Genomic DNA, 19,712 nt, shown 5'->3' with positions numbered 1-19,712 from the left:
GCCGAAGTCGCGGACGCGCCGCCGGACGCGATCGAGGCGGCGCTGTGCGATGACCTCAACACCCCGGCCGCGCTCGCGGAGATTTCGCGCATGGCCGGCGAAGCCCGGGCCGCCACCGACCCCGCCGAAAGGGCGCGGCTGAAGGCCGACCTGCTTTCCGCCGGCGCGGCGCTGGGCTTGCTGCAGCAGGATCCGGCCGCGTGGTTCGCCCGCGGCAGCGCCGCCGGAGATGACGCGCGCATCCAGTCGCTGATCGACGAGCGCGCCGCCGCCAAGAAGGCGCGCGACTTCGCCCGCGCCGACGCCATCCGCGACCAGCTCGCCGCCGAGGGCATCCTGCTCGAGGACACCGCCCAGGGCGTGCGCTGGAGGCGCGGCTGATGCAGCCGACCGAGCCCACGGCCGCCGCCGCCCAGGCCGCCATCGCCGAGGAATTCAGCTTTTTCGGCGACTGGTCCGAGCGCTACCAGTACCTGATCGACCTGGGCCGCAAGCTGCCGCCTTTCCCGGACGACTGGAAGACGGAGGCGAACCGCCTGCACGGCTGCCAGTCGATGGTCTGGATCGTTGCCGAAGGAAATGCCGACGCGCTGGAATTCCACGCCATCAGCGACTCGACGATCGTTTCCGGACTGATCTACCTTGCGCTGCGCGTCTATTCCGGGCGCAGCGCAGCGGAGATCCTGGCCACCACGCCCGACTACATCGCCGGCATCGGCCTGGCCAAGCACCTCTCGCCCACCCGCAGCAACGGCCTGGCCTCGCTGCTGGCCTTCATCCAGGACACCGCCCGGCGGCACTTGCCCGCCCAGGAGTAATCGCATGCCCCACGCCCGCCGCCTGCTGGCGATCTGCCTCGCCGCCGCCCTCGCCGCCCCGGCCGCCACGCACGCCACCGGCGACGGGCTGGCGCCCGCGCTGGCCGAGATGCCCGCCAGCACGCAGCGGATGGCGCCGGTGGTGGCGCGCTTCCGCAGCGACCTGGCCAGCCTCGAGCGCGTGCGCGACATCACCGGCGGACCGCGCCGCGAGGCCGCGCTCCGCGAGCTTTACCAGGCCTGGCAGGCGCGCCTGGCCGAGATCGACCCGGGCACGCTGGCGCTTGAGGACCGCCTCGACCACGCGCTGATGACGCGCGAACTCGGCTACCGCCTCGGCCAGCTCGACTTCAGCCGCAGCCGCTACGAAGAGGCGGCACCGCTGCTGCCGGGCGTGGACGCGCTGGTGGCGCTGGCCGAAGCGCGCCGCGCGCTGGAGTATCCCGATGGCCGCGCCAGCGCCGAGGTGCTCGACCGCAGCCGCCGCGCCCTGGCCGACCTGCAGTCGCGGCTGGAAAAGGACCCCAAGGCGCTGGGCACCTCGCCCATCGTCGCTTTCCGCGCCGCGCGCCTGCTCGACGCCGTGCGCGAGGACCTGCGCCAGTGGCACGGCTTCCACGCCGGCTACGACCCCGACTTCACCTGGTGGACGCGCCAGCCCTACGAGGCGCTGGACAAGCAGCTCGAGGCACACGCCAAGCTGCTGCGCGACAAGCTGGCCGGCGCCAACGATCCCGAGACCATCATCGGCGACCCGATCGGCCGCGAGGCGCTGCTCACCGGCCTGCGCCACGAGCTGATTCCCTACACGCCCGAGCAGCTGATGGACCTGGCCGAGCGCGAACTGGCCTGGTGCCAGCGCGAGCTCGCCAAGGCCGCGGCCGAGATGGGCCAGGACGACTGGCGCCGCGCGCTGGAGATCGTCAAGTCGCGCCACCCGGCGCCGGGCGAACAGCCGAAGCTGGTGGTCGAACTGGCGGACGAAGCGATCGCCTTCATGGAATCGAACGACCTGCTGACCGTGCCCGAGCTGGCCAAGCGCGACTGGCGCATGACCATGCTCACGCCCGAGTACCAGCTGCAGGCGCCGTTCTTCCTCGGCGGCCAGGACGTGTGGGTGGCCTACCCCACCGACACCATGCCGCACGACAAGAAGCTGATGGCGCTGCGCGGCAACAACCGCCACTTTTCCCGCGCGGTGGTGCACCACGAGCTGATCCCCGGCCACCACCTGCAGTACTTCTACAACACGCGCTACCAGCCGCACCGCGAACTGTTCGACACGCCGTTCTGGGGCGAGGGCTGGGCGCTGTACTGGGAGTTCCGCCTGTGGGACCTGGGCTTCGCGAAGACGCCCGAGGACAAGATCGGCATGCTGTTCTGGCGCAGCCACCGCGCCGCCCGCATCCTGTTCTCGCTGGGCTTCCACCTGGGCGAAATGACGCCGGACGAGGCCGTGGACCTGCTGGTCGACCGCGTCGGCCACGAGCGCGAAAACGCCCGCGCCGAAGTGCGCCGCAGCTTCGCCGGCGACTACGGCCCGCTGTACCAGATCGCGTACATGATCGGCGGCCTGCAGTTCAACGCCCTGCACAAGGAATTCGTCGCCTCCGGCCGCATGACCGAGCGCGACTTCCACGACACCATCCTCAAGGGCGGCCCGATGCCCGTGGCCGCCGTCCGCGCCCGCCTCCTGGGCGAACTGGCCCCGGGCGAACTGCCGCGCGACTGGCGCTTCTACGACTTCGGGAAGTAGGGGTCTTTGGCCACGGATGAACGCGGATGAAGCAAAAAGAAATTCTTGACGCGGATTTGCGCGGATAAACGCGGATAAGGCAGAAGCCATCGGGATTGGGTCTTCGCTCACCGGACCCACTTGCGAGGACCCACTCCCGTCTTTGCTCTATCCGCGTTCATCCGCGTGCATCCGCGTAAATCCGCGTCTGAATGCACTTGGCTCTATCCGTGCTCATCCGTGGCAAAAAAAACAGCCCCGCTTTCGCGGGGCTGTCTGGTGGCGCGAGGCGCGGGGATTACTCGCCCATTTGTTTCTGGCGGTGTTCCCAACGCTCCTGGGCGTCGATGGTGCGTTCGGCGGTGAGGCGGGCTTCGAGGCGCTCGAGGCCGATTTCCTCGCCGGTGTCCACGCAGTAGCCGTAGCTGCCGTCCTCGATGCGCTTGAGCGTGCTGTCGATCTTGCTGATCAGCTTGCGGTAGCGGTCGCGGGTGCGCAGCTCCAGGCTGTTCTCGGACTCACGGCTGGCGCGCTCGGCCTCGTCGCCGACGTCGCGCACTTCTTCCTTGAGGTTCTCGATGGTCTGCTTGGATTCCTCGACCAGATCGTCCTTCCACTGCAGCAGGCGCTGGCGGAAGTACTCGAGCTGCATCGGGCCCATGTACTCCTCCTTGGCCGACGGCTTGTAGCCCGCGGGCAAGGTGACGCGCTCGCGCGCGGGCGCGGGCTTGATGCGCTCGGGACGCGGCGCGGCCGGCTTGACGTAGCCGGCGCGGACGCCCGCTTCGCGCTTCGGCGCCGGGGCCGGCTTGGCGGCGACGGGCGCCGGGGCGGCCGCAGGCTTGGCCTTGGCCACCGGCGCGGGCTTCGCGACGGGCGCGGGCTTCGCCGCCGGTTTCGGCGCGGGCGCCTTGGCCGCGGGCTTGGCCGCCGCTTTCGCGACCGGCTTCGGCGCAGGCTTGGCCGCCGGCTTGGCCTTGGCCACCGGCTTGGCGGCGGGTTTGGCGGCCTTGCTGGCCGCGGTCTTCGCAACCGGCTTCGCAGCGGGCTTGGCGGGCTTCTTGGCGGGCTTGGCGGCCGGCTTCGCCTTCGCGGCGGGTTTCGTGACCTTCTTGATGGGTTTTACAGCCTTTTTAGCGGGTTTGGCGGCCGGCTTGGACTTGGCGACCGGCTTCTTGACCGGCTTGCTGACCTTGACGGGCTTCTTGGCGGCCGGCTTGGCGGCCTTCTTGGCGGGTTTCTTTGCGGCCACTAGGGCGATTCCTCTCTTTCCTTGAGGCTCGAAGGCGGCGTGTTATAGCCTAGACCTTCACCAGCGGCAACCTTAAGCCTGCCGCCCTCCCGACGCAATCAGTGAAAAAACCCGTCATCCTGCTCCTGCGCGGCTACAAGCTGGCGATCAGCCCGCTGCTGGGCCAGCGATGCCGTTTTTATCCGAGTTGCTCGGAGTACACCATGCAGGCCATCGACCGCTTCGGCGTGCTGCGCGGCGGCTGGCTCGGTGCCCGGCGCATCGGCCGCTGCCACCCCCTGAACCCCGGCGGGCTGGATCCGGTCCCCGACGCCTGGCCTGACAAAAAGACGCCATGACCCTACGACCCACCGATGACGCCCGCATGACCCTGGTGTTCGAGCGATGAACGCGCTATTGGCCGGCGCCCTGCTGTGCGGACTGCTGGCCTCGCTGCAGGCCAACGCCACCCGCACCGCCGCCGCGACCGTCACCCAAGTGCCGCCCGCGGCCGCGGCGCCGGACCCGGATCGCATCGTCTTCCCCGCCGAGGTCTCGCAGGGCGCGATGGTGATCGGCAAGGTGCCGCCGGGCAGCACGGTGCGACACGCGGGCCGCACGCTGCGCGTCACCGGCTACGGCAGCGTGGTGTTCGGCGTCGGCCGCGACGCGGCCTCGCCCCTGCAGGTCGAAGTCGTGCGCCCCGACGGCCGCGCCGACACGGTCTCCATCGCCGTCGCCAGGCGCGACTGGCCGATCGAACGCGTGGACGGCGTGCCGCCCAAGACCGTGGATCCGCCGCCCGCGATCGCCGAGCGCATCCGCCGCGAGCAGGCCACGGTCACCGCGGCGCGTGCCGCCGACGAGCCGCGCACCGACTTCACCCAGGCCTTCCTCTGGCCGGTGAAAGGCCGCATCAGCGGCCGCTTCGGCAACCAGCGCGTCTACAACGGCACGCCCGGCAGCGCGCACTCGGGCATGGACATCGCCGCGCCCAACGGCACGCCCGTGCTGGCCCCGGCCGCCGGCGTGGTCACGCTGGCCGCGCCCGACTTCTACCTCACCGGCGGCACCCTGCTGCTCGACCACGGCCACGGCATCAGCTCGAACTTCCTGCACCTCTCCCGCATCGACGTGCAGGTCGGCGACCGCGTCGAACAAGGCCAGGTGATCGGCGCGGTAGGCGCCACCGGCCGCGCCACCGGCCCCCACCTGCACTGGGGCATGAACTGGTTCGACGTCCGCATAGACCCTCTCCTCGTCCTCGAGCGCTGACGCATCTTTGGGGGTGCATGTGTCGGACGCGGATCAAAGCGGATGGACGCGGATAACAGCGGATAGAGCGAAGGCCGGAATGGGTTTCCGCGATTGGCTGGCGCTCGCGACGATCAAGCCGAAATCTTTATCCGCCTTTATCCGCGTCCATCCGCTTTGATCCGCGTTGGAAACGGGCGCCCCTACAGCGCCAGATACGACAACGGCGCCGCGAGAGCGCCGTTCCGGGTTGCATTGAAGCCAGGGCTCAGCGGGGCTGGAGGCCGTCGGGGACGGCGGTGTAGCCGCCGGGGATGCCCTTGGTGGCGACCGCGACCGCGTCGTGCGGGTGCAGGCTTTCGTGGTGCGAGGCGCGCAGCCAGAAATCGCTGATGCGCTCGTCCTGGTCCAGCGCGTCCTGGATGCGGCGGGCCGCGTCCTCGCAGAACATCAGGTTCTGGCCGTTGAGCAGGGCGAAGGCCTGCTCGTCGACGCGCTTCACCGCGGTCTGCACCGGGGTCTTCAGGGCGTTCTCGATGCGGTCGATGATCTCGACGATCGGGAAGTCCGAGAACGACGGCACCAGGCGCAACTTCACCGTGGCGAAGCTGCGCTGGCTGTGCGGCGTGGCGCGGATGCCCTGCTCGCTGCCCAGCCAGGCCATCACGGCGTCGCGGTCGAGCGGCTTGCCGGCGGCGAAGTCGGCGTCGAACTGCTCCTGGATCAGCTGGCGCGCCAGCGCCGCCGAGCACGGGCAGGTACTCGAGTACGCCGCTTCCACGCCCAGTTCGAGCGCGAAGTGGCCGCGGTCCATCACGCCGGTGATGCTGACCGGGTAGCTCTTCCAGCCGCTGTTGTCGCTGGCCAGGGCCGCACGGCGCACCAGGTGGTCGAAGCGCAGGCTGACCATGGCGCGGTCGGACAGGTCGGCGTGCGACTCGAGGAAGTCCTTCAGCAGACGGCGGATCGAGGCCGGCGTCACCGGCTCGGCCGACAGCGCCTTGTCCACGTGCAGGTAGAGGCGCGACATGTGGATGCCGCGCACGTCGCCGCGCTTGAGGTTGACGAAGGCATTGACGCGGGCGCCGCTGCTGACGGTGCGGCCGTCATCGGCCTGCAGGGCCACGGGCATCTCGATCTCGCCCATGCCGACCCAGTCGAGCACGCCGGAAAGGGCCGGGCGGGCTTCGGCCGCGATGTCGGGCATCACGCGGGCGGTGTTCTCAAGATTCTTCGGGGCCACGACGGCTCTCCTGTTCAGTGTCACGGCAAGCTAGATGAGGGCGGGTGCAGGCTACGTCAAGTTGGCGACTCGCGCCCCGGGCAGCGCGAAACAATGCGTTTCAGCCCGACCGCGCCAGGCGCCAGGCGCGCCACAGGCTGGCCGGGGCCGGCGGCGGATCGAAGCCGCGGCCGGCCGCGAGCCGCTGCAGGCGGGCGCGATCAAAGCCGCTGCGAAGGCGCCGGTACAGGCTGGACGGGCGCGCGGGCGCCGGCAGCGCAGCAAGCAGCTCGCGGGCCCAATCGCGCAGCAGCGCCTCGCCCTGCCCTTCGGCGACCCGGGCCACCGTGAGGCCGTGGCGCGCGAGCAGGCCCAGCGGCAGCCGCGCCTGGTCATCGGCCACGAGGCCATGCGGCAGGCGGTGCAACAGCAGGTTCACGGCCACGGCGTCGACCGGCGGCGCAGCCCCGTGCAGCCCGGCCTCGATCGCGGCGATGGCTTCCGCCAGCGGCGCGACCTGCTGCAGCGCCTGCGCCGTATCGGCGGGACGCCCGTCGAAGCTGGCCTGCTCGATGACCGCGCGCGCCAGCGCCGCCCACGGCAGCGCCGGCGGCAGGTCGGCGCACACCGGATGCCGGCCGGCGCCACGCGCCACCAGCAGCAGCTCCTCGGCCCACCACTGCGATTTGGCGGCGGTCACGCGCGCGTCACTGAGCTCGAAGGTGGCCTCGCGCAGCTCGTGCAGCAGCGCGCCCCAGGCCCGGAACCGCGGACGCTGCTCCGGCGGGCAAAACACCTCGGCCAGCGCCATCTCCGGCTCGCGGCGATGCCACTTCTCGACGAAGTGCGCGGTGGGGTCGCTGGCGGGCGTCATGGCGGCAACAGGTCCGAGGCCAGCAGGCCGGCGGCACCGTCGAAGGCATGGTCGGCGCCCCACTGCGACGGGTCCTCGTGGGGTTCGCGGTAGCCCCACAGCGCGGCCACCGACGGCATGCCCGCGGCGCGGGCGGCCTCGATGTCGCGCTGGTCGTCGCCGACATAGATCGCATCGCCGGGCGCGATGCCTAGCTGGCGGCACGCGAACAGCAGCGGCTCCGGGTCCGGCTTGCGTTTCGGCAAGGTGTCGCCGCCCACCAGCACCTTGCAGCGCGTGCCCCAGCCGAATCCCTCGACCACGCCGCGCGCCAGGCCCTCGGGCTTGTTGGTGACGATGCCCCAGGCGATGCCGCGCGCATCGAGCGCGGCCAGCAGTTCGTCGACGCCTTCGAAGGCGACGCTGTCGTTCGCCAGCGCCTGCGCGTAATACGCGAGGAAGGGCGCCAGGCGGGCCTCGCGGGCGTCGGCATCCAGGTCGGGCAGCGCCACCGCCAGCATTGCCCGGCCGCCTTTGGACACCACCTGGCGCAAGCGGGACAGCGGCACCGGCGGCCGGCCCAGGTCGGCCAGCACGCGGTTCACGGCGTTGCAGAGGTCGGGGGCGCTGTCGACCAGGGTGCCATCGAGGTCGAACAGCACCGCGCGCGGCGGCGTCGGCATCAGGCTTTCACCGCACGCGCGAGGTAGTTGATGGCGGTCGGCCCGCCCACCCAGGCCTTGCGGCGGATCGGGTCGTAAGCCAGGCCGCTGACGTCCTCCGCCTGCAGGCCGGCGGCGCGCAGCCAGGCCGCCAGTTCGGACGGCTTGATGAACTGCTTGTAGTCGTGGGTGCCCTTGGGCAGCAGGCGCGCGACGTATTCGGCGCCGACGATGGCCACCGCGAACGCGGCCGGCGTGCGGTTGAGCGTGGACAGGAACAGGCGGCCGCCGGGCTTGAGCAGCGTCGCGCACGCGCGCACCACGGCGGCCGGGTCCGGCACGTGCTCGAGCATTTCCATGCAGGTGATGGCGTCGAAGCTGGCGGGCTGTTCGGCGGCCAGCGACTCCACCGACTGCAGGCGGTAGTCGACCTGCAGCCCCGATTCGAGCAAGTGGAGTTTGGCGACGTCGATCAGTTCGGGCGCGAGGTCGAGCGCGGTGACCTTCGCGCCCTCGCGGGCCAGGGCCTCGCTGAGCAGGCCGGCGCCGCAGCCGACGTCGAGCACGCGGGCACCGGCCAGGGCGAGGCCGTCGCGCACGTAGCCCAGGCGCGCCGGGTTGAGTTCATGCAGGGGGCGCTGCGGGCCCTGCGGGTCCCACCAGCGGTTGGCCAAGGCGCCGAACTTGTCGAGCTCGGCCTGGCTGGCGTTGGCGGCGGGCGCGCTCACGCCTCGCCCCGGAGACCGGCGATGCGCTCGCGCCAGCCGCGCGCCTTGGCGCGGATGGCGCCGACGTCGAGGTCGACCAGTTCGCCGGCCGCGAGCTTGCGCACGCCGGCGACCCACACGTCCGACACCTGCTGGCGGCCGGTGGCGTAAACGAGCTGGGAGATCGCGTGGTACATGGGCTGCGTTTCCAGCGGGTCGAGGTCGATGCAGGCGAGGTCGGCCTGCTTGCCCGGCTCGATCGAGCCGATGCGCTCGCCCAGGCCCATCGCCCGGGCGCTGCCCAGCGTAGCCATGTGCAGCGTGCTGGCGGCGTCAAGCGCCGAGGCGTCGCCCGATACGCCCTTCGAGAGCAGCGCCGCGGTGCGCATCTCGCCGAACATGTCGAGGTCGTTGTTGCTGGCGGCGCCGTCGGTGCCCAGGGCCAGGTTGACGCCAGCCAGCTGCAGCTTGCGCGTGGGGCAGAAGCCCGAGGCGAGCTTGAGGTTGGATTCCGGGCAGTGCACCACCGACACGCCGCGCTCGGCGCACAGGGCGATCTCGGCGTCGGTGAGGTCGGTCATGTGCACCGCCATCAGGCGGTCGTTGACCAGGCCCAGGCGGTCGAGGCGCGCGAGCTGGCGGCTGCCGTGCTGCCTGATGGCCTCGGCGTTCTCGTGAGCGGTCTCGTGGATGTGGCAGTGCACGACCAGGTCGAGCTGGTCGGCGAGCATGCGGACGCGCTCGAAGGCGGCATCGTTCACCGTGTACGGCGCGTGCGGCACGAAGCAGGTGGACACCAGCGGGTCGCGCCGCCAGTTGTCGTGCACTTCCAGGCCCTTGTCGAAGTACTCGTCCTGGGTGCGGGCCCAGGCGGTCGGGAAATCAATGACCGGCAGGCCGACCAGCGCGCGGAAGCCCAGCCGTGAATACGTGGCGGCCTGGATGTCGGGGAAGAAGTAGTTCTCGGCGCAGGCGGTGGTGCCGCCGCGCAGCATCTCGGCCACGGCCAGCGCGATGCCGTCGGCGACGAACTCCGGCCCGATCACCTTGGCCTCGATCGGCCAGATGTGCTGCTGCAGCCAGGTCATCAGCGGCAGGTCGTCGGCGACGCCGCGCATCAGCGTCATCGGGTTGTGGCAGTGGGCATTGACCAGGCCGGGGATCAGCACCGAACCCGGGCGGCTGACCACGTCGGCGGCCGCGAAAGCGGCCCGGGCCTCGGCCCGCGGCAGCACCGCCAGGATGCGGTCGCCGCGGATGGCGACGGCGTGGTCGGCCAGGACCACGCCGTGCGGGACCACCGGCACGACCCAACCGGCTTCGATCAGCAGGTCGCAGGCTTGGGGGGCGGCCGGGGTCGTCATCGGGTCACTTCACCCGGGAGACGTACTCGCCGGAGCGGGTGTCGACCTTGATGATCTCGTCCTGGTTCACGAACAGCGGCACGCGCACCACGGCGCCGGTCTCGAGCTTGGCCGGCTTGCCGCCGCCGCCCGAGGTGTCGCCGCGCAGGCCGGGGTCGGTCTCGACGATCTTGAGCTCGACGAAGTTCGGCGCCTGCACCGCGATCGGGGTGCCATTCCAGAGCGTGACCACGCAGGGCTCCTCGCCCTTGAGCCAGTTCTTGGTCTCGCCGATGCCGGCGGCGTCGGCCTGCACCTGCTCGAAGGTCTCGGGCTGCATGAAGTGCCAGTACTCGCCGTCCGAGTACAGGTACTGCATGTCGGTGTCGACGACGTCGGCGGCCTCGAGGTTGTCGGTGGCCTTCATGGTCAGCTCGACCGTGCGGCCGGTCTTGATGAAGCGGTACTTCACGCGGGTGAAGGCCTGGCCCTTGCCGGGCTTGACGTACTCGGTGTCGGTGATCACGCACGGCTCGCCGTTGACGATGATCTTCATGCCGTTCTTGACGTCGTTCATGCCATAGCTGGCCATGCCTTGCTCCTGGTGTCTGGGCCGGTCCGCCGGCCGATCCGGGGGCTGCGCGGCTACAATGGTGGTCTTCCGGGGGCCCGCGGGGCCCGTCCAAGCCCGACATGATAACCGCCAACCCCGTCCCGACGCAGCCTGCCGCCGCCGACACCCCGCCCCGATGGCAGCGCTTGTGGCGCGACGCCATCCGCGATCCGCGGGAGCTGCTTGAACTGGTCGGCCTGCCGGCGCTCTCGGCGCGGGTGTCGGCCGAAGCTGCCGCCCAGTTCCCGCTGCGGGTGCCGCGCGGCTTCGTGGCCCGCATGCGCCACGGTGATCCGGCCGACCCGCTGCTGCGCCAGGTGCTGCCGCTCGACGACGAGGACGCGCTCGTGCCGGGCTTCGTGCTCGACGCCGTCGGCGACCGCGCCGCCCGCGGCGGCCCGGGCATCGTCCATAAATACGAGGGCCGCGCCCTGCTGGTCGCCACCGGCAGCTGCGCCATCCACTGCCGCTACTGCTTCCGGCGCCACTTCCCGTATGGCGAGGAAACCGCGGCCGCGGGCCAGTGGCGGGATGCTCTCGCCTACCTCGCGTCCGACCGGGGCCTGGACGAGGTGCTGCTGTCCGGCGGCGACCCGCTCTCGCTGGCCACGGCCAAGCTGGGCGAGTTCACCGCGGGCCTGGCCGGCCTGCCCCACGTCCGCCGCCTGCGCCTGCACACCCGCCTGCCGGTGGTGCTGCCCGAGCGGGTCGACGACGCCCTGCTCGCCTGGCTGGCGGACCTGCCCCAGCAGCGGGTGGTCGTGATCCACGCCAACCACCCCAACGAGATCGACGCCGGCGTGGCCCGGGCCCTTGGCGAGCTGCGCCGGGCCGGCGCCACCGTGCTCAACCAGGCCGTGCTGCTCCGTGGGGTCAACGACGACGTGGCCGCCCTGGCCGGGCTGTCCGAGCGCCTGTTCGAGGCCGGCGTGCTGCCCTACTACCTGCACCAGCTGGACCGGGTGGCCGGCGCCGCCCACTTCGAGGTGCCCGATGCCGAGGCCCTGGCCCTGCACGCCGCCCTGTCCGCCCGGATGCCGGGCTACCTCGTCCCGCGGCTGGTGCGGGAGGTGGCCGGCGCGCCCGCCAAGCTGCCGGTGGCCAACCCGGGGTGAACGTCGGATGGTTTACCTGACGGGACTTTTGGTATTGTCTCAATCCCCCCTTGCAAGCCTTTGATGGATAAAGGAGCACCCCCTCGATGGCACAGCAGGATGCCGTGATCCGCCTGCTCCTGGTCGAAGACCGGTTGGAGGATGCGGAACAGTTGATCAGCCACCTGCGCAACGGGGGCATGGCCGTGCGCCCGCAGCGGCCCGAATCCGAGGAAGAACTGGTGAGCCTGCTCGGCTCGCAGAGCGTGGACATGGTGCTGGCCTCGTTCGAGGCGAAGTACCTGCCGCTCGAGACGGTGGTGCAGCACGTCAACGCCACCGGCAAGGACATCCCGGTCATCACCTCCACCACGGTGCTCGACGAAAAGACCGCGCTGGCCGCGCTCGCCGCCGGCACCCGCGACATCGCCATGCGCCACCGCCCCGAGCACGTGCAGGCGGTGGTGCGTAGCGAATTCGCCGCCCTGCTCGCCCGCCGCGGCCTGCGCCACCTGGAGGCCTCGCTGCGCGAGACCGAGCGCCGCTGCGACGCGCTGATCGCCTCCTCGCGCGACCCGATCGCCTACGTGCACGAGGGCATGCACATCCGCGCCAACGACGCCTACCTCGAGATGTTCGGCTTCGAGGGCTTCGATGAGATCGAGGGCCTGTCGGTGCTCGACCTGATCAGCGGCAAGCACGCCGAGGACTTCAAGCAGCTGCTCAAGAAACTCAGCAAGGGCGAGTCGCCGCCGCGGCAGATGGAGCTGCAGGCCCAGCGCAGCGACGGCAGCACCTTCGACGCGGTGATGGAGTTCACCCACGCCACCTACGAAGGCGAGTCCTGCCTGCAGATCGTGTTCCGCCAGCAGGCGGTCGACCCGGACATGGTCAAGGAGCTCGACACGCTGCGCCAGCGCGACGCGCTCACCGGCCTGTTCAACCGCCAGCACTTCATGACCGAACTCGAGTCGGCCGTGGTGCGCGCGACCGAGGGCAAGGGCCAGCAGGCCTTCCTGCTCGTCGAGCCCGACCACTACGAGAACCTGGTCGGCGAGATCGGCCTCGCGGCCGCCGACGACCTGATCAAGGGCATCGCCGACCGCCTGTCCTCGGCGCTCGACGCCGAGACGGTGGCGGCGCGCCTGAGCGACCACAGCTTCGCCGTGCTGTGCCTGGGGCACGACCACAACCACAGCCTGGCCCAGGCCGAGCGCATCCGCGAGGCCTTCCACGGCCACATCCTGGAAGTCGGCGACCGCTCGGTGAACCCGAGCGTGAGCATCGGCGGCGTGCAGATCGGCGAGAAGATCGCCTCGGTGTCGCAGGTGATGGGCAAGTCCAGCCAGTGCCTGGCGTCCTGCGTCGGCATGGGCGGCAACCGGATCGAGATCTTCGACCCCGCCGCGCGCGACCGCGCCGAGGAAGAGCGCATCCAGGCCTGGGTGCAGCGCATCCGCGAGGCCCTGGCCAACGACCAGTTCGTGCTGCACTACCAGCCGATCATCAGCCTCACCGGCGCCGAGGAAGAGAACTACGACGTCTACCTGCGCATGAAGGGCCCGGCCGGCGAAGTCATCCCCCCGATGACCTACCTCGCCATCGCCGAGGAACACGGCCTGCTCGACGACATCGACCGTTGGGTGGTCAGCCACGCCATCGGCGTGATCGCCGCCCGCATGAAGGAAGGCAAGCACACCAACCTGTTCGTGAAGATCACCCCGGCCTCGCTGGTCGAGGGCGGCCTCGAGAAGCACATCGCCGAGCAACTGCAGGCCCACGGCGTGCCGGGCGACCGGCTGGTGGTGCAGATCCCGGAGTCGAAGGTGTTCACCCACCTCAAGGCCCTGCAGTCCTTCCAGAAGGCGGTCTCGCTGCTGGGCTGCCGCGTCGCGCTGGAACAGTTCGGCACCGGCCTGAATTCGTTCCAGATGCTTACCCACTTCGACCCGGCGATCCTCAAGATCGACCGCAGCTTCATCACCGAGATGGGCAAGAACCCGGAGATCCAGAAGCAGGTCCGCGGCATCGTCGAGAAGGCCCACGCCGCGGGCAAGCAGACCGTGGCCGAGTTCGTCTCCGACGCCACCACCATGAGCGTGCTGTTCGGCATGGGCATGGACTTCGTCGAAGGCAACTTCCTGGCCGCCGCCGGCCCCGTCATGAACTACGACTTCGGGTAAGGCTATCTAGACGCGGATTTACGCGGATTTACGCGGATTTACGCGGATAAACGCGGATGGGACAAAAGCGGGATATGAAGATGGGGCGCCGGGTTTACCTGGCGCCCCGTTTTTTCAACTCTTGAATGCTTTTGATCTATCCGCGTTTATCCGCGCAAATCCGCGTCGAAACTGCTTCAGCCGCGAACCGCCCCCACCGAAGCGGGCGCGTCCCGCAGGGCCTGGATGCGTTCGGCCAGGGGCGGGTGGGACATAAAGAGGCGCTTGAGGCCGGCGCCGACGCTGCCGGAGATGCCGAAGGCGCGGACCTGGCTCGGCAGGGTGCTCTGGCCGTAGGTGCGGGCCAGCTTCTCCAGCGCCGAGATCATCTTCCCGCGGCCAGCCAGGTGGGCGCCGCCCGCGTCGGCGCGGAACTCGCGCCAGCGGCTGAACCACATCGTGATCACCGAGGCCAGCAGGCCGAACGCGATCTCGAGCACGAACACGATGGCGTAGTAGGCCAGCCCGCCACCTCCGCCCTCGCGGTTGCCGCTGAGGAAACCGTCGACGATCCGGCCCACCACGCGCGCCAGGTAGAACACGAAGGTGTTGAGCACGCCCTGGATCAGGGCCATCGTCACCATGTCGCCGTTGGCGACGTGGCTGACCTCGTGCGCGAGCACCGCCTCGGCCTCGTCGCGGTCCATCGCCCGCAGCAGGCCCGTGGACACCGCCACCAGCGAGTTGTTGCGGCTGGGGCCGGTGGCGAAGGCGTTGATCTCGGGCGCGTCGTAGATGCCGACCTCGGGCATGCGGATGCCGGCGGCTTCGGCCTGGCGCTTGACCGTGTTGTACAGCCAGGCCTCGCCCTCGTTGCGCGGCTGTTCGATCAGGTGCATGCCGGTGGTGCGCTTGGCCACCCACTTGGAGATGGCCAGCGAGAACAGCGAGCCGCCGAAGCCGAACACGGCGGCCATGACCAGCAGCAGGCCGTTGTTGCCCAGCGAGACGCCGAACACGCCCTGCAGGACGCTCAGGACGATGCCCAGCAGCACCATCACGGCGAGGTTGGTGGCAAGGAACAGTGCGATGCGCTTGAACATGGGTCGTGGTTTCTCAGGGGGAACCGCGGGACGCGGCTTGCCGGATAAATGTAATCTCGCCCGGTGAATTTCAAGTCACCATGACGATGCCGACCCCCTACCGCGGACGCTTCGCACCCTCGCCCACCGGCCCGCTGCACTTGGGCTCGCTGGTCGCGGCCCTGGGCAGCTGGATGATGGCCCGGCGCGCGGGCGGCGAGTGGATCGTGCGCATGGAGGACATCGACGCGCTGCGCGAAGTTCCCGGTGCCGCCGACCGGCAGCTGAACACGCTGGAGGCGTTCGGCATGCCGCCCGACGGCCCCGTGGTCCGCCAGAGCCAGCGCGGGCACCTTTACCAGGCCGCGCTCGATCGCCTGCTGGCGTCCGGCGAGGCCTTCACCTGCCGCTGCAGCCGCAGCGACCTCGAGGCGGTCGGCGGCATCCACCGGCGCTGCGTCGGCGCGGGCGACCCGGCGCGCACGCCGGCCATCCGGCTTCGCGTGCCCGCGCTGTCGCTCGGCTTCGAGGACGCGCTGCAGGGCCCGTTCCGGCAGGCGCTGGACACGGCCGTCGGCGATTTCGTGCTCAAGCGCGCGGATGGCCTCTGGGCCTACCAGCTCGCGGTCGTGGTGGACGATGCCGAACAGGGCATCACCCACGTCGTGCGCGGCGCCGACCTGCTCGATTCGACGCCGCGGCAGATCCTGCTGCAGCAGCGCCTGGGCCTGCCGACGCCGCACTACGCCCACCTGCCGCTGGTGCGGGACGCGGCGGGGCGCAAGCTCGGCAAATCGCTGCAGGCGCTGCCGGTGGACGACGCCGACCCCTGGCCGGCGCTCGCCGCCGCCTGGCGTTTCCTGGGCCAGCCGGCCGCGGCGCTGGACGTCGGCGGCGCGCCCGGCCCCGCGCTTCGGCGGGCCGCCGGACGCTTCGATCCGCGCCGCATACCCGCCAGTTCCGACCACCCCGTGAGTGATCCTGCCGCCCCCACGTGAAGGCGCTGGAAAAGCGGCCAAGGTCGCTTGCATGGACGTCCACGCTGGGGGATGCTTCAGGCCCCCGACGCCGCCGCGGCCGTCGAACTTCCGGTGCATCCATGACGCAAACGCGCATCATCAAGAAGTATCCGAACCGCCGCCTCTACGACACGGGGATCTCGAGCTACATCACGCTCGAAGACGTCCGCCAGCTGATCGTGGACCGCGAGGAGTTCGTGGTGCGCGACGCGAAGACCGGCGGCGACCTCACCCGCAACGTGCTGATGCAGATCATCGCCGAGCACGAGGAGCACGGGCAGCCGATCTTCACCAATGAGCTGCTGGTGCAGGTGATCCGCTTCCGCGGCGATTCGCTGCAGGGCCTGCTGGGTGGGTTCCTCGAGCGCAGCCTGCAGTTCTTCCTCGACCAGCAGCAGCAGTTCCGCGGCCACGTCGGCAACCTCGTCGGCCAGGCGCCGTGGGGCCTGCTCAACCAGCTGGCCGAGCGCAACCTGGATATCTGGCGCTCGCTGCAAAGCGGCCTGGGCAACGTCGCCTCGCCGCCGCCGAAGGCGCGCGCCAAGGCGCGCGAGAAGTCCGCGGCCAAGTCCCGCACGCGCTGAGCCGCGCCGGCCCGCGGCGGGCCTCAGATGTCGCGCACCACCCGGAAGCCCAGGCGGGCATGCGTCGTCGCGGCGGCGCTGGGCTGCCGGTAGGCCGAGCGCGCGCGATCGAGCGTGCTGGCCCAGGACGCGCCGCGGATCACCCGCTCGCTGCAGCCTGGGTTGACCCAGGCGGTGCCGTCGCCGGGCGCGCGCCGGTAGCTGTCGTGCCAGCAGTCCTGCACCCACTCCGAGACGTTGCCGATCAGGTCGAAGGTGCCGAAGGCCTCGGCCGGGAAACTGCGCACCGGCGCCGGGCCCCAGTGGCCGTCGGCATAACCGGGGATCGCGTTGGACCAGCGCCGGCCCAGCCGCGAAGTGTCGCCGTCGCCGGTGAGGTTGCCGACCACGCGGGTCGGCGCCTCCTCGCCCCAGGCGTAGGCCTCGGCGCGGCCGCCGCGCAGTGCGTACTCGAACTCGGCCTCGCTGGGCAGGCGGTAGCGCTGGCCGGTCTGCGCCGAGAGCCAGGCGACGTAGGCCTCGGCGTCCTCGAACGCGACGTGCACCACCGGCAGCTCCGGCGCGGCCTTGCGGCCCGCGTGGTCGCGTCGCCAGTCGACGCCGCGGTGTTCACCCATGACGCCGCCGCGCTCGTCGTAAACCGTGGAGCCACCCCGGCGCAGGGCCACGCTGCGGTATTGGGTGGCCTCGACGAAACGCCCGAAGTCGGCCACCGTCACCTCGTTGCGCGCCATCGCGAAGCCGCGCGTGAACGCGACCTCGTGCTGGGGTCCCTCGTTCTCCTGCCGGTCGCGCTCGGACTCGGGCGAGCCCATGCGGAAGGCACCGTGCGCGAGCACGATCATTTCCGGCGCCTCGCCGCCGGTGGCCAGCGGGTCGCGGAACACCTGGCCGGGGCGGAAGCGGCCGTAGTGCCGCGCGAGTTCGATGCGCTCGTTCAGGCCATCGAGCCCGCGCGCCTGCAGCGACGCGCGCTCGGCCTCGGCCAGCCGCCGCGCCGCCAGCTCGAGGTCCAGCGCATCCACCGCCGCGTGGCCCTGCGCCAGCAGCTGCTCGGTGCGCGCCTGCCGAAGCTCGACGATGCGCGCGGCCATGTCCTGCAGCGCCGCCGAGTCGGCGACGATGCGCGCGGCTTCGGCCTGCAGCCGCTCGGCCTCGGCGTACTCGCCGGACTGCGCGGCCTGCAGCGCCCGGTCCAGCCAGGTGGCCTGCAGCCGCGCCAGCCCGTCGCGCGCCGGCAGGAAATCGGGGAAGGCCTGCAGCGCCTCGCGGTAGGCCACCACGGCGCCCTTGCCCTCGGGCTTGAAGATGCGGTTGCCGCGCACGCGGGTGTCGCCCAGTTGCACCAGCGCCTGCGCCTGCAGCGCGGACTCGATCGCGGTGCGGTAGCTCGCCAGGTCCGGGTGCTGGGGCCGGGCGCGCACCAGCACGCGTTCGATCTGCTGCGCCTCGAGCACGCGGCCATCGGCGAGCGCGGCGCGGCCCTGCAGGACGAGCTGGGTGGTGACCGCGTCGATGCCGGCGTTGGCCTCGCGGTGCTCGGCGTCGGTGGCGATGATGCCGAGATACAGCTCCAGCGCACCGGGGTCGACGGCGTCGGCCCCGGGCTCAACAGCAGGGCCTGCGCTGCCCGTGGCGGCGATGTCGGCGGACGCGTCCGGCGTCGACAGCGTCGCCAGCAGTCGGCCTTCCTCGATGGCGACGCCCGCCGCGCGCAGGCTCTCGCGGAACTGGCCGGGCTCGACCGGCACCACCGCCGGCGACCAGGCCGGCACGTCGGGCGCGGGGCCCGGCGCGGTTTCCTCGACGTCGATCCCGGCCTCGAGCTCGGCCGGGTCCACGGTCTCCGGCTCGGCCGGCGCCGCCGATTCATCCGGGGCGCCGCAGCCGGCAAGCAGTCCGCAGGCCAACAGCCAGGCCGGGAACGGGATTCTAAAGGTGTGCTTCATCTTCGCTCGTGGGCGCCCGGGACAACCCGGGAACGTGGACGGCCCGAACTTAGGCTAAGGTGCCGGCTTCTGGCAACCACAGTCACCGCCCTTGAGCCTCTGGATCGACACCCCCCAAGCCCTCTCCGAACGCCTCGATCGCTGGTCCGGCCAGCCGCTGGTGGCCCTGGACACCGAGTTCATCCGCGAACGCACCTATTACCCGCAGCTGGCTTTGGTGCAGCTGGCGATCCCCGGCGACATCCTGCTGGTGGACCCGCTGGTGCCCGGCATGGACGCCGCCCTGCGCCCGCTGCTGGTCGATCCGGCCGTGACCAAGCTGATGCACAGCGCCAGCGAAGACCTACAGGCGCTGCAGCGCGGCTGCGCCGCCCTGCCCGCGCCCTTGTTCGACACCCAGGTCGCGGCGGCCCTGGTCGGCCTCGGCGCCGGGCTGGGCTACCAGAAGCTGGTGGAACAGGTCACGGGCATCACCCTGGCCAAGGGCGAGACCCGCTCGGACTGGCTGCGGCGCCCGCTGAGCGAATCGCAGCGCGAGTACGCCGCCGACGACGTCCGCCACCTGCACGCCGTGCACGCCTCGCTCGACGCCAAGCTGTTCGAACTGGGCCGCCACGCGTGGCTGAACGCCGACGCCGAGCGCGCGCTGGCCAACGCGGCGGACGAAAGCGACGAACCCTGGCCGCACCTGTCGCTGCGCAGCGCCCAGGGCCTGGACGCCGATGCCCAGGCGCGCCTGTGCCGCATCCTTCGCTGGCGCGACCAGGAAGCGCGCCGCAGCGACAAGCCCAAGAGCTGGATCATCGACAACGAGCTGGCCGTGGCGCTCGCGCGCCGCCCGCCGGCCGACCAGGGCGATTTCAACGCCGTCCTCGACCGACACCCCAAGGCCCCGCGCAAGTCGCGCGGCGCGCTCTACGACGTGGTCAACGCGCCGCTGTCCGACGCGGACCGCGCCATTCCGCTGCTCAAGGCCGACAGCCTGGACAAGCAGAAGGTGCGGGCGATGCAGGACGCCGTGGCCGCGGTGGCGCAGTCGCAGGGCCTGCCCGAGGGCCTGCTGTGCGCCCGCCGCCACCTCGAGGCCCTGCTGGAGGGCCGCGGCTGGCCGGCCGCGCTCGCCGGCTGGCGCCGCGAACTGCTGGAACCGGCCCTGGCGCCGCTGATCCCCGCCGCCTGAAACGGACGGCTAGCCATGGCGACATGGCATCCGTATAATTCGCGGACCTTCCGTGGGGGGGTAGCTCAGCTGGGAGAGCGCATCGTTCGCATCGATGAGGTCGTGGGTTCGATCCCCATCCTCTCCACCACGTACCCGAAAGGCCGGACCTCGCGTCCGGCCTTTCTCTTTTCACGCCCCGCAGCCCCGGCGCGCCCGCCGGCC

At 71.0% G+C, this 19,712-nt stretch carries 19 protein-coding genes and 1 tRNA gene; 11 read left to right on the top strand and 9 right to left on the bottom strand.

From position 1 onward, the window contains the following. From VFV21_RS06695 to VFV21_RS06685, 3 genes are all read left to right on the top strand, one after another. Nucleotides 1–381 (top strand): DALR domain-containing protein (locus VFV21_RS06695; RefSeq protein WP_329668683.1); only part of this gene is annotated, 381 nt, incomplete at its 5' end. Further along, a complete protein-coding gene (locus tag VFV21_RS06690) occupies nucleotides 381–818 on the top strand; it encodes a SufE family protein (RefSeq protein ID WP_329668682.1) in 438 nt (145 codons plus the stop codon). The genes VFV21_RS06695 and VFV21_RS06690, both read left to right, overlap by 1 nt. Before the next feature lie 4 nt (nucleotides 819–822). Then, complete coding sequence (locus tag VFV21_RS06685; RefSeq protein WP_329668681.1) at nucleotides 823–2,574, top strand: DUF885 family protein; 1,752 nt, start codon at nucleotides 823–825, stop codon at nucleotides 2,572–2,574. A gap of 277 nt (nucleotides 2,575–2,851) precedes the next feature. Here VFV21_RS06685 and dksA read toward each other — a convergent pair whose 3' ends face one another. Then, nucleotides 2,852–3,805: an RNA polymerase-binding protein DksA gene (gene dksA / locus VFV21_RS06680; RefSeq protein WP_329668680.1), complete on the bottom strand. Its 954-nt coding sequence runs from the start codon at nucleotides 3,803–3,805 to the stop codon at nucleotides 2,852–2,854. Between the two features lie 101 nt (nucleotides 3,806–3,906). On the opposite strand from dksA, the gene yidD reads away from it, so the two are divergent. Both yidD and VFV21_RS06670 read left to right on the top strand, forming a co-directional pair. Further along, nucleotides 3,907–4,143 carry a membrane protein insertion efficiency factor YidD gene (gene yidD, locus VFV21_RS06675; protein WP_329668679.1) on the top strand — a complete coding sequence of 79 codons (237 nt, stop codon included), beginning with the start codon at nucleotides 3,907–3,909 and terminating at the stop codon, nucleotides 4,141–4,143. A gap of 46 nt (nucleotides 4,144–4,189) precedes the next feature. Beyond that, nucleotides 4,190–5,059, top strand: a complete 870-nt coding sequence (locus VFV21_RS06670; protein ID WP_329668678.1) for a M23 family metallopeptidase — start codon at nucleotides 4,190–4,192, stop codon at nucleotides 5,057–5,059. A gap of 247 nt (nucleotides 5,060–5,306) precedes the next feature. Here VFV21_RS06670 and folE2 read toward each other — a convergent pair whose 3' ends face one another. From folE2 to efp, 6 genes are all read right to left on the bottom strand, one after another. Next, complete coding sequence (gene folE2, locus VFV21_RS06665; RefSeq protein WP_329668686.1) at nucleotides 5,307–6,245, bottom strand: GTP cyclohydrolase FolE2; 939 nt, start codon at nucleotides 6,243–6,245, stop codon at nucleotides 5,307–5,309. A gap of 136 nt (nucleotides 6,246–6,381) precedes the next feature. After that, entirely contained in the window at nucleotides 6,382–7,134 is a 753-nt protein-coding gene (locus VFV21_RS06660; RefSeq protein WP_329668677.1) for a hypothetical protein, read from the bottom strand. Beyond that, nucleotides 7,131–7,796 carry a phosphoglycolate phosphatase gene (gene gph, locus VFV21_RS06655; RefSeq protein ID WP_329668676.1) on the bottom strand — a complete coding sequence of 222 codons (666 nt, stop codon included), beginning with the start codon at nucleotides 7,794–7,796 and terminating at the stop codon, nucleotides 7,131–7,133. Before gph ends, VFV21_RS06660 begins: the two co-directional genes overlap by 4 nt. Then, nucleotides 7,796–8,503 (bottom strand): bifunctional 2-polyprenyl-6-hydroxyphenol methylase/3-demethylubiquinol 3-O-methyltransferase UbiG, encoded by a 708-nt coding sequence (gene ubiG, locus VFV21_RS06650; RefSeq protein ID WP_329668675.1) that lies wholly within the window; start codon nucleotides 8,501–8,503, stop codon nucleotides 7,796–7,798. Before ubiG ends, gph begins: the two co-directional genes overlap by 1 nt. Further along, the gene (locus VFV21_RS06645; protein ID WP_329668674.1) at nucleotides 8,500–9,846 is read right to left on the bottom strand and encodes a TRZ/ATZ family hydrolase; all 1,347 of its coding nucleotides are present in this window, start codon (nucleotides 9,844–9,846) and stop codon (nucleotides 8,500–8,502) included. The genes ubiG and VFV21_RS06645 overlap by 4 nt, the downstream gene beginning before the upstream one ends. Nucleotides 9,847–9,850: 4 nt before the next feature. After that, a complete protein-coding gene (gene efp / locus VFV21_RS06640; protein WP_329668673.1) occupies nucleotides 9,851–10,417 on the bottom strand; it encodes an elongation factor P in 567 nt (188 codons plus the stop codon). Nucleotides 10,418–10,518: 101 nt separating this feature from the next. Here efp and epmB point away from each other — a divergent pair, with 101 nt between their 5' ends. Both epmB and VFV21_RS06630 read left to right on the top strand, forming a co-directional pair. Beyond that, complete coding sequence (gene epmB / locus VFV21_RS06635) at nucleotides 10,519–11,553, top strand: EF-P beta-lysylation protein EpmB (RefSeq protein WP_329668672.1); 1,035 nt, start codon at nucleotides 10,519–10,521, stop codon at nucleotides 11,551–11,553. A gap of 86 nt (nucleotides 11,554–11,639) precedes the next feature. After that, nucleotides 11,640–13,715, top strand: a complete 2,076-nt coding sequence (locus VFV21_RS06630; protein ID WP_329668671.1) for a bifunctional diguanylate cyclase/phosphodiesterase — start codon at nucleotides 11,640–11,642, stop codon at nucleotides 13,713–13,715. 176 nt (nucleotides 13,716–13,891) lie between these two features. Here the strand turns inward: VFV21_RS06630 and htpX are convergent, their stop codons facing one another. Next, nucleotides 13,892–14,797: a protease HtpX gene (gene htpX / locus VFV21_RS06625; RefSeq protein WP_329668670.1), complete on the bottom strand. Its 906-nt coding sequence runs from the start codon at nucleotides 14,795–14,797 to the stop codon at nucleotides 13,892–13,894. An 80-nt stretch (nucleotides 14,798–14,877) separates the two neighbouring features. Here htpX and gluQRS point away from each other — a divergent pair, with 80 nt between their 5' ends. Continuing rightward, a complete protein-coding gene (gene gluQRS / locus VFV21_RS06620) occupies nucleotides 14,878–15,774 on the top strand; it encodes a tRNA glutamyl-Q(34) synthetase GluQRS (RefSeq protein WP_329668669.1) in 897 nt (298 codons plus the stop codon). 101 nt (nucleotides 15,775–15,875) lie between these two features. Beyond that, nucleotides 15,876–16,379, top strand: coding sequence for a polyhydroxyalkanoate synthesis repressor PhaR (phaR, locus tag VFV21_RS06615; RefSeq protein ID WP_329668668.1), 504 nt, complete (start codon nucleotides 15,876–15,878; stop codon nucleotides 16,377–16,379). Between the two features lie 23 nt (nucleotides 16,380–16,402). Here the strand turns inward: phaR and VFV21_RS06610 are convergent, their stop codons facing one another. After that, the gene (locus VFV21_RS06610; RefSeq protein ID WP_329668667.1) at nucleotides 16,403–18,328 is read right to left on the bottom strand and encodes an SUMF1/EgtB/PvdO family nonheme iron enzyme; all 1,926 of its coding nucleotides are present in this window, start codon (nucleotides 18,326–18,328) and stop codon (nucleotides 16,403–16,405) included. 91 nt (nucleotides 18,329–18,419) lie between these two features. On the opposite strand from VFV21_RS06610, the gene rnd reads away from it, so the two are divergent. Continuing rightward, nucleotides 18,420–19,508 carry a ribonuclease D gene (gene rnd, locus VFV21_RS06605; RefSeq protein WP_329668666.1) on the top strand — a complete coding sequence of 363 codons (1,089 nt, stop codon included), beginning with the start codon at nucleotides 18,420–18,422 and terminating at the stop codon, nucleotides 19,506–19,508. A 54-nt stretch (nucleotides 19,509–19,562) separates the two neighbouring features. Further along, nucleotides 19,563–19,638 (top strand) — tRNA-Ala (locus tag VFV21_RS06600). Nucleotides 19,639–19,712 lie beyond the last annotated feature (74 nt).

Origin of the sequence: Arenimonas sp. (assembly GCF_036275555.1) — a bacterium.
Lineage (GTDB): Bacteria > Pseudomonadota > Gammaproteobacteria > Xanthomonadales > Xanthomonadaceae > Arenimonas.
Note: the sequence above shows the minus strand (reverse complement) of the source record. Positions and strands in the feature narration are given on the sequence as shown.